This is a genomic window from Shewanella sp. SG44-6 (assembly GCF_014164185.1).
Lineage (GTDB): Bacteria > Pseudomonadota > Gammaproteobacteria > Enterobacterales > Shewanellaceae > Shewanella > Shewanella vesiculosa.
Genome location: NZ_JACJER010000148.1, coordinates 1 through 9,943, shown reverse-complemented (window position 1 = coordinate 9,943; position 9,943 = coordinate 1). Strand labels below are relative to the sequence as shown.

Here is a 9,943-nt window from a genome sequence, read left to right as displayed (position 1 = left end):
AAACCAATTGTTGTAATCTTCATATTCGGACCCGCCCTTTGTTGATAAAGTGTACAAACTTATCATTGCTCACTATGAAGCCGATTAGAAGGGTGGGTCCATCTCATTATTCCGGTAATGCTTTTAAGCCGGAATCCAGTTTGTAGCTTTTACAGGCACCCATCTAACTAGATGCTATATTTTATTTATCATTTAGTCAGGTACACGCTTATGGATAAGCAATCATATATTTACATCATGGCTAATCGGCCTAATGGCACACTCTATATTGGAGTGACGTCTGATTTAATCAGACGAAATTGGGAGCATAAAAATGGCTTGTCTGATGGCTTTACTAAAAAATATTCAATTAATTTATTAGTCTACTACGAAGTTTTTGATGATATTTATAATGCTATAACAAGAGAGAAACAGCTTAAAAAGTGGAAGAGAGAATGGAAAATTCAATTAATTGAGAAGTTTAATCCACGTTGGGATGATCTCGAAATATAAATCAATCAGCTTTTATCATCAACAAGGCAAAGAATGGATCCCCGATAAAAGCATTCGAGGATGACGGCGATGAGGCTAAATTCCCTCTATTCCGTCATTCCGGCAATGTTTTTAAGCCGGAATCCAGGTGTTCGCTTTTTGCTTTTACACAAGGTCAACAGAAACACCTGGATCCCTGATACAAGCACTCAGGGATGACGTGCGGGTAGGGCAACAACCAGAACCTAGGAACCCAAATCTAAGCAACAGCTGGATCCCCGATAAAAGTATTCGAGGATGACGGCGATGATGCTAAACTCCCACTACTCCGTCATTCCGGTATGTTTTTGAGCCGGAATCCAGGTGTAGATTTTTGCTTTTACACAAGGTCAACAGCAACACCTCGATCACTGATAACAGATCTCAGGGATGACGAGCGGGTGGGGCGAAACCTAGAACCTAGGAACCCAAATCTAATCAACAGCTGGATCCCCAATAACAGATCTCGGGAATGACGATTGGATAATGATTCTGTGTGGCGGCTAAAGAATATATTGAATTTTAGGCATAAAAAAACAGCGCAAATTACGCTGTTTTTTGTTTTAAAGCAAATTCGTTTTGTAGTTATGTAAACTGTATTAAAACGAAACTGCGTTAAAAAATTAGTTGCTAGATATTGTTCCAGCGCCGCCGCCTGAGCCGCCACCGAAGCCTGGACCACCTGGAGCTGGAGCTGCACCAAATGCACCGCCGCCGGCAGTTTGTGCACCTTGAAGATTGGCTGCAACAATAGCAGGGTCAATCCCATTAGCAATCGCAATCGCTAAGATGTCATCAGAGCTCAAACCTGCAGCAACAGCAGAATTTAATGCTTCGATTATCAATGCTTCATCGCCATTAGCGGCAACAAGAGAATTAGCTAATTGTGTAGCAGCATCTGAAACTGGAGTATTTTGAGTACTAGCGGTTAAAGTATCTTCAGCCATAACGCCGGCAGACATGCCCGAAGTCAATAATGCTGAAACCAATAACAGGGTTAATTTATTTTTGCGCATTATTTATTCTGCCTCGATATTTGTTGAATGACTAAAGTTATTCAGTTGCAATGCACTGATCCATGTACTTGTTGCGTTAGCGGGGATAATTGTACTGAAATTTCGCACAGCATACAATCCATTACCTTGTAAACCATCGATATTCATGAGTGAAAAATGTTCACCTATAACGACCGATTCTACCTGTGGTGCGATGATTTTAATGCCAATACCATGACAAATTTGAATCACCGTTTGAACAAAAAAGCGTGTGTCAGATTCAGCTATGTCACGCACATAACTAGGATCAATCTTAATGTAATCAATGTTTAAGTTTCTGATGTAGCAAAATGAACTCAAGCTAGAGCCAAAACGTTCAATGGCAATATCAATATCTAATTGTTTCGCTCGGCTAATAAACTTCTCTGTCGATTCAAGCGAAAGCATTGCACCAGACTCGTTAAATTCATACAAAAGTGGTGGAAGGGTTCTATGCAATTTTTGGTATAAATCAAACAACCAATCGGTAAACACTGGGTTATGCAGCGCACGGTTGCTAATGTTAATCGCCACACGCGTGTGTTCAATGTGTTGCAGCTTATAAAAAATAAAACACACAACAGCTTGTTCAAGATCTTGCAACAAGCCCAATCTTTCAGCCATGGCAAACACGTCTAAAGTCGATAAATTTTCTCCCGCTATTTTAAAGCGAACAAACGACTCAACATATAAAATTGATTGATTATCATCCACTACAGGCTGGAGCATTAAATCGAATAATTTATCTAACGGAATACACTTAATGGCAAAATCTTTGCTGCTAGAGTGGTTAATTTCGTTTTTGAAATACTCAGTAAACTGAGTCAAAATTCCAACCCATTCTTCACGCGAATGATTCTTTTGCATCCCCTGAGCAGAAACGAGCCCCTTGGCCTTATCTGCATATTGATTATGAACAAGCTGATTATCTAAACGCATAACGACATCAGCAAAGTCTTCTTGATGGTTTACGCGGGTGAGGCTATGTTTTGCAAAGCCATTACCAAAACGTGATGAGCTTTCAATCAAAATACTCTCAGCAATGTGCTCATCGACTTCTTTGGCTTCATCTTCAGTAAGTGAACTCAAAAAAGCAAATTCAGACCCAGAAATACGGTATAAGGTCGACTCTTGTAAACTGTTTATCTGCTTACTAAAAAGCTGTGCTCCAGATAAAATATAGTCATCACCACTGCCATAACCTTCATCGTCATTCACCTGCTTTAAAGAGGTCATCGACAGCAAGCCTAAATAAAAGCGGTTTCCGTGTTGTTCATATTCAGCTTGAATTGACTCAAACTTTTTTAACAATGCTCGGCGATTTGGCAACCCAGTGTGCGAGTCAATGTAAACATCACGCGACAAGGTTTCTGCCAATTGAGTTTGTTCGTTAAATGATCGCTGAATATTCTCAATCATACGATTAATCGCATTAACTAAAGTACGTAATTCAGTGGTAAAGGGCTTAATAGGATTAAGCTCAAAGCGTTTTTGAATCACCGACTCAGCTTGCTTCTCAATACTATTAAGAGGGGTTAACACCGACTTTAAAATGAAGTAAGCACATAATAAGGCTATAACAAGTTGAAATAACGTTGAAGTTAAATTGCTAACCGCATGATCCCATAAACTTTTATATGACGTACCCGCATGCGATTGCACTTCCAGTTTACCGGCAATACGCCAGCCGTCACTCACTTCACTGGTCATTACAGGAGGATGCAACGTAAACCAACTGATAAACCATTCTGGTACGGCAAAGTTACCTTGAGGGTTGGTGCGTTCAAATAATACTTTGCCATCAAGATCGGTAAATGTAATGTGTTGATAATAGCCTGAATCGAAAATAGCATTGGTCATTGTTTCTGCAATTACCAGGCCTTCTTCATCCATATAAGGTGATATCGATAATCCTAAACTGTGTGCAGCACCTTGTGCATGAGATGCCAACTGCTCATTTAAATAGCCACGCATATTCGATACGTTATTGTATAACGCAGCGCCAAAGCTAAAAATCGATAAACAGCCTATTAGGAGATACAACTGTACTCGTAACGACATTCCTTTAGAAAACATGGTTTGCTCCAGATCCTTTGTAACGATTATTCGCCATTTTCAATTCGATTGATTAAATCAGTCCAATTTTTAGTGCCACCGCTAGTGGGCTTATTACTGCCTAACCCTTGCGCTTTTGCTAACCACAATCCTTGGCCATTAAATGAATAAACAGGCTTTAAATCTCGGCGTTGGCTAGCAGGTAAAATTTGTGTTTTTAAGTTATCTAACACCAAGGGCATTGCCTTTGGGTTTTCAAAGTAAATTAACACCATGTGGGGTTCATTTATCAATAAAGCACGCACATACATCAAGCGCATCTTACTTTCATCAATCCCCATGGCCTTTAATGTAAAATACTTAAAGATGGCAAAGTCTTCACAATCTCCACCTTTACTGCCTAATGATTCAAGTGGCGTCGCCCAATAATCACTTTTTTGCCAATGATCATTATCGCTTACAAAACGGATACGCCTGTTAGCAAACTGGTTGGCTAAATGTAAACGATCCATGTCACTAAGCGTACTTCCTTCAGCGATGGTATCTCGCCAATCACTAAAATCTTCTAGCCTGTCTTCACCATAACGTTGTTGAATTTGTTTAAAGAAATCGTCGGTAAACAAATCGTCACTGATGGTTGCCCAGCACACAGCAGAAAACACCACAGACATTACTAGCCAATGGCGATATTTATCCATGCCAAACACAGCAAACTTAATACGTTAATTCCTACTAATCATGTGAGCAAATTTAGCTAAGTGTAATAAAGATACATAAATGGCAGTAATAATTATGCACATCATAATCTAGTTGGTGTTAAAACGACAATAAAATGACGAATTGCATAAATTAATATACCGCGTCCAGAAAACTGCATCAGCATAGCGTAAAAATTCAACAAGTGCATTTAGTCTTATTTTTAACCAAAAAGCAATTAGGCAGATGGTTTTTTTGACCGTGTCAATTTGTTGGCACGTAACTTGATTAACCCGAGGGGTGAAAAGGGCTATTTCAACATAAATGTTGTACTAAACAGTCTAATTAAGCGGCTAACAAACCTAGTCATTTCGATAGTCAACATAGAGTAATAAAATTAATAATGATATTTAATGTTTATTAAACAGTGCTCTAGTTTTAGTTTTACTAGTTATGTAGGTGATAAAGGGTTTCACTTATACCGCCTCAGCAGAGTGTCAGACTATGACGTTGCATTGCACTAAAAAGGTGCGAATTATTGGGTTGTGCGGGTAAATGGTGCGTCATAAATTTGTAGGCTAGTTAAGAATGTTGCTAATAAGCATTAACATCATGTTGCAAGTAAACACAGATTAGTTTGAAACGATGCCAGTAAAGAAGATGCAGTAAAAAGCAGCTATTGACGAAAAATACGGGTAAAGAATGCACAAGTTGACCAAAAAATGACGTTTAATTAAATTAGTCAAAAAACTGTCATTAACTTACGGTATACATTATAATCCCCGGCGAATAAGAGGAACGAAGATAAAACGAATAGTAGAGAAGGAATTGTAAATAAGGCATGAGGCCACAAATAACTATTGTTGAGCTTAAAATCAGAAGATTTTGCTTCGTTAGCTTATTTCCAACGTGAACTCATATCATTACTATTTTCCGCTACATCCCAGCCTATCACTTCGGGTTAGTGGTTTTATGCTAACTACATGTTAGATAGGGTAAAACTGATTTTACTTAATAATAACTAAGTACTTAAGTTAAAAATCAGTTAGTAGTGCTCTAAAAAGCATCTACCAAGGGACCTTCTACTGCTTCGTTCTGAAGCGTTAAACCTCAAAAAACAGACAATTTGAAACGCGTCATAGCAATCTGGAAGCTGTAATCTAGTGGCGGTAGCGTGTCTTTTTTAGCTAAAAATCTGCCTATTGAGATTGATAAGATAAAATATAATCTTATTAATCAATAGTATAAGTTTCGCCATATAAGCGGTGTCTCACTCGATAATGAGCCATAAATAGTATCTCGTTAGATTAATTAACAGTATCACTACAAGATTTATAAACACCGTTATTAGTAGATTTATAAAGACCATCATTACTAGATTCACAAACGTTGTCATTATTAGATCCATAAACGCCGTCATTCCCAAGATCTGTTATTGGGAATCCAGCTGTAGATGTTTGCTATAGCACTCTCCTGACTAATCACTGCAAACATATATGAAGGCTTAAAAAGCCACCAATAAAAAATTATTCAAGATCACCAGGAAGTTTATCTAAATGAAAATAGCGATTGCAGGTACAGGTTATGTCGGTTTATCTAACGCTATGCTATTGGCACAACACAATCAGGTTGTCGCGGTAGACATAATAGAACAAAAAATTGCCTTGCTTAACGACAAAATCTCACCAATTTCCGATACAGAAATCGAAGATTTTCTAGCCAATAAAAAGCTAAATTTTACTGCTACATTAGATAAAGTATCAGCATATAAAGATGCAAATTTTGTCATTATCGCAACACCCACAGATTATGATCCAGTGACAAACTATTTTAATACCTCATCGGTAGAGTCAGTCATAAGAGATGTAATCATTATAAACCCGAGTGCGGTGATGATCATCAAGTCGACTGTGCCAGTGGGCTATACCGAACGTATCAAACAAGAATTTTCTTGTGACAATATTATCTTTTCACCAGAATTTTTACGCGAAGGCAAAGCACTACACGACAACTTGTATCCATCACGGATTATTGTTGGCGAACAAAGTGAGCGCGCTCAACTCTTTGCTAACTTGCTAGTGCAGGGGGCAATTAAACAAGACATCGAGGTTTTGTTTACTCACTCAACCGAAGCTGAAGCTGTTAAGTTGTTTTCAAATACCTACCTAGCATTACGAGTTGCTTACTTTAATGAGTTAGACACTTATGCAGAAGCACACGGCCTCGACAGTAAACAAATTATCGATGGCGTCTGCTTGGACCCACGAATAGGCAATCACTATAATAATCCTTCATTCGGTTATGGTGGATATTGTTTACCAAAAGACACAAAGCAATTACGTGCAAACTATGCTGATGTTCCTAATAATTTAATTGGCGCAATTGTTGATTCAAATACCACCCGTAAAGACTTTATTGCCGAATCAATTTTAAAGCGTAACCCTAAAGTTGTTGGTATTTACCGCCTAATTATGAAGTCCGGCTCTGACAACTTCAGATCATCGAGTATTCAAGGGATCATGAAACGCATAAAAGCCAAAGGCGTTGAAGTGATCATTTTTGAGCCAGTTATGGAGCAAGATGAATTCTTTAATTCAAAAATATATCGTGACCTTGAACAGTTTAAAACCCATGCGGACGTGATTGTGTCTAATCGCATGGCAGAAGAACTCACTGATGTATCGGCAAAAGTATATACACGTGATTTGTTTTGTCAGGATTGACACTGTGTTTTTGATTATAGGGCGGGAGAACTTTAAGCAGCCAGAGTATTTACAAAGTATTAATTGGTTTCGCGGGTTAGCTATTGTTTTTATTTATTTGGTTCATATGTATCGGTTGGTTTTAATTAACCTTGCCTACGGTGAAAAAATTCAGTCCTATGCATTATTTTCAATATTAGGACTTATGTTGACTATTTTATCGATTATGGCTTTTAAAATGGTTGTTATAAAGTGTTCTATTAATTCAAGGGTTTTTATTGGTTGTTAGTTTTTTATTTTGAACTAATAAATAATAATTAGTTTATTTATTAGTTCATCAACATTCAAAATTTTTTAAGGTAATATGAAAAATATGAACATTTTAGTCACAGGTGGTGCAGGCTTTATTGGCTCTGCAGTTGTTCGTCATATCATCAATAATACACAAGATAGTGTCATTAATGTTGATAAATTGACCTATGCCGGTAACCTTGAATCATTGGTCAGTATCGAGTCGAGTGACAGATATGTTTTCGAGCAAGTAGATATTTGTGATCGTGCTGAATTAGACCGCGTCTTTAAGCAATACCAACCTGATGCAGTGATGCACCTCGCGGCTGAATCTCACGTTGACCGTTCAATTACCGGACCATCTGACTTTATTCAAACTAACATAGTTGGTACTTACACCTTGCTAGAAGCGACCAGAGAGTATTGGAATACTTTATCTACTGATGCGAAGAAGGCATTTCGCTTTCATCACATCTCTACAGATGAAGTGTACGGTGATTTACCTCATCCTGATGAACAAGAGGACCAAAGTTGTAATGAAGCGCTGCCATTATTTACCGAAGAAACAGCTTATGCACCAAGCAGTCCTTATTCAGCATCTAAAGCATCAAGTGACCATCTAGTGAGATCGTGGTTACGCACATATGGTTTACCCACCATTGTGACTAACTGCTCTAACAACTACGGTCCATATCATTTTCCTGAGAAGTTAATCCCATTAGTGATCCTAAATGCGTTAGAAGGCAAGTCACTTCCAATCTACGGCAAAGGTGATCAAATTCGTGATTGGCTCTATGTAGAAGACCATGCTCGTGCGCTCTATAAGGTGGTGACGACCGGTAAAGTCGGTGAAACATATAATATCGGCGGTCACAACGAGAAGCAAAATATTGAAGTGGTTAATACCATTTGCAGTATTTTAGATGCCCTAGTGCCAAAAGACACCTTATACGCTGAACAAATCACTTATGTCACAGACCGCCCAGGTCATGACCGTCGTTATGCGATCGACTCGAGTAAAATGAGCAAAGAGCTTAACTGGCAGCCAGAAGAAACATTTGAAACGGGTCTACGTAAAACCATCGAATGGTATCTGACTAATCAGACATGGTGTCAACATGTGCAAGATGGTAGCTACCAACGTGAGCGATTAGGCATTAATGCTTAATCCCGCATTTTCTAATATTTGACATGTTTAACGTATAACGTTTGAGGTTTTATGAAAGGAATTATTTTAGCAGGCGGTTCAGGAACACGTTTATACCCACTCACAAGAGGTGTATCAAAACAGTTATTGCCAGTATACGACAAGCCAATGATCTACTACCCACTGTCAACATTAATGCTTGCAGGCATTAGAGACATATTGGTTATTACCACGCCAGAAGACAATGAAGGTTTTAAGCGTTTATTAGGTGATGGTTCTGATTTTGGGGTCAATCTAACCTATGCAGTACAACCTTCACCGGATGGCCTCGCGCAAGCATTTTTGATCGGTGAAGCATTTATCGGTAAAGACAGTGTGTGTTTAGTATTGGGTGATAATATTTTCTATGGTCAATCCTTTAGTAAAACATTAAAGAATGCAGCGAATAGAGAAAACGGTGCCACAGTATTTGGTTATCAAGTAAAAGACCCTGAACGTTTTGGTGTGGTTGAGTTCGATAACGACATGAAAGCCATATCGATAGAAGAAAAACCAAGTAAGCCAAAATCAAATTATGCTGTCACAGGTTTATATTTCTACGACAACAGTGTTGTCGAAATGGCAAAGCGAGTTAAGCCGTCACATCGCGGCGAGTTAGAAATTACCACCTTGAATGAAATGTATTTAGACCAAGGTAACTTGAATGTTGAGCTGCTCGGTCGTGGTTTTGCCTGGTTAGACACTGGTACGCACGAAAGTTTGCATGAAGCGTCTTCTTTTGTACAAACCATAGAGCATGTACAAGGTCTAAAAGTTGCGTGCCTTGAAGAGATAGCGTGGCGTAATGGTTGGTTAAGCTCAGAACAACTCGCTGAATTGGCCAAACCAATGATGAAAAATAACTATGGTCAATACTTGGATCGTTTAGCTAACGGGGCTTAAGTATGAAAATATTAATCGCGGGTAAGAATGGCCAGGTTGGTAGATGTTTAGTCGATCTTCTCGAAGCACAGACTGAGCTAACCTTTTTAGCATTAGGCCGTGAAGAGCTTGATATCACCGATGAAATTCAAGTCGACAAAATAGTTAGCGAGTTTCAGCCTAATATAATCATCAATGCAGCAGCTTATACGGCTGTAGATAAAGCTGAACAAGAATGTGATTTAGCCAATACTATCAACAGAGACGGTCCATGTAATCTTGCGCATGCGGCAAATAAAATCAATGCCGTTATCATTCATATTTCGACCGATTATGTTTTCGATGGCGTTAGCACTGAGAGCTATACAGAGTCAGATGTAACCGCTCCTCAAGGTGAGTACGGTCGTAGTAAGTTAGCAGGTGAACAAGCGGTTGCACAGGCTTGTCCTAAACATATTATATTGAGAACAGCATGGGTATTTGGTGAGCACGGTAATAACTTTGTTAAAACCATGCTACGCCTTGCTAAAACGAGAGAGTCTTTAGGTGTAGTTGCTGATCAGTTTGGCGGCCCTACTTATGCGGGT

General features: G+C 38.7%; 8 protein-coding genes. 5 read left to right on the top strand and 3 right to left on the bottom strand.

Annotation, left to right across the window (positions count from 1 at the left end):
• The first annotated feature begins 210 nt into the window (after positions 1 to 210).
• Positions 211 to 492 carry a GIY-YIG nuclease family protein gene (locus tag H5185_RS19005; RefSeq protein WP_182742870.1) on the top strand — a complete coding sequence of 94 codons (282 nt, stop codon included), beginning with the start codon at positions 211 to 213 and terminating at the stop codon, positions 490 to 492.
• 641 nt (positions 493 to 1,133) lie between these two features.
• Here the strand turns inward: H5185_RS19005 and H5185_RS19000 are convergent.
• From H5185_RS19000 to H5185_RS18990, 3 genes are read right to left on the bottom strand one after another with little or no spacing between them, the layout of a single operon-like run.
• Positions 1,134 to 1,526, bottom strand: coding sequence for a hypothetical protein (locus H5185_RS19000; protein ID WP_182742869.1), 393 nt, complete (start codon positions 1,524 to 1,526; stop codon positions 1,134 to 1,136).
• A 3-nt stretch (positions 1,527 to 1,529) separates the two neighbouring features.
• Positions 1,530 to 3,620: a LapD/MoxY N-terminal periplasmic domain-containing protein gene (locus H5185_RS18995; RefSeq protein WP_182742868.1), complete on the bottom strand. Its 2,091-nt coding sequence runs from the start codon at positions 3,618 to 3,620 to the stop codon at positions 1,530 to 1,532.
• Positions 3,621 to 3,646: 26 nt separating this feature from the next.
• Entirely contained in the window at positions 3,647 to 4,297 is a 651-nt protein-coding gene (locus H5185_RS18990; protein WP_259396259.1) for a transglutaminase-like cysteine peptidase, read from the bottom strand.
• A 1,554-nt stretch (positions 4,298 to 5,851) separates the two neighbouring features.
• Here H5185_RS18990 and H5185_RS18985 point away from each other — a divergent pair.
• From H5185_RS18985 to rfbD, 4 genes are all read left to right on the top strand, one after another.
• On the top strand, positions 5,852 to 7,018 hold the full coding sequence (locus H5185_RS18985) for a nucleotide sugar dehydrogenase (RefSeq protein WP_182742867.1): 1,167 nt from the start codon (positions 5,852 to 5,854) through the stop codon (positions 7,016 to 7,018).
• A gap of 352 nt (positions 7,019 to 7,370) precedes the next feature.
• Complete coding sequence (rfbB, locus tag H5185_RS18980; protein WP_182742871.1) at positions 7,371 to 8,456, top strand: dTDP-glucose 4,6-dehydratase; 1,086 nt, start codon at positions 7,371 to 7,373, stop codon at positions 8,454 to 8,456.
• A 51-nt stretch (positions 8,457 to 8,507) separates the two neighbouring features.
• Positions 8,508 to 9,377 (top strand): glucose-1-phosphate thymidylyltransferase RfbA, encoded by an 870-nt coding sequence (gene rfbA / locus H5185_RS18975; RefSeq protein WP_182742866.1) that lies wholly within the window; start codon positions 8,508 to 8,510, stop codon positions 9,375 to 9,377.
• Positions 9,378 to 9,379: 2 nt separating this feature from the next.
• Positions 9,380 to 9,943: dTDP-4-dehydrorhamnose reductase (gene rfbD, locus H5185_RS18970; protein ID WP_182742865.1), on the top strand; the 564-nt coding region annotated here is incomplete at its 3' end.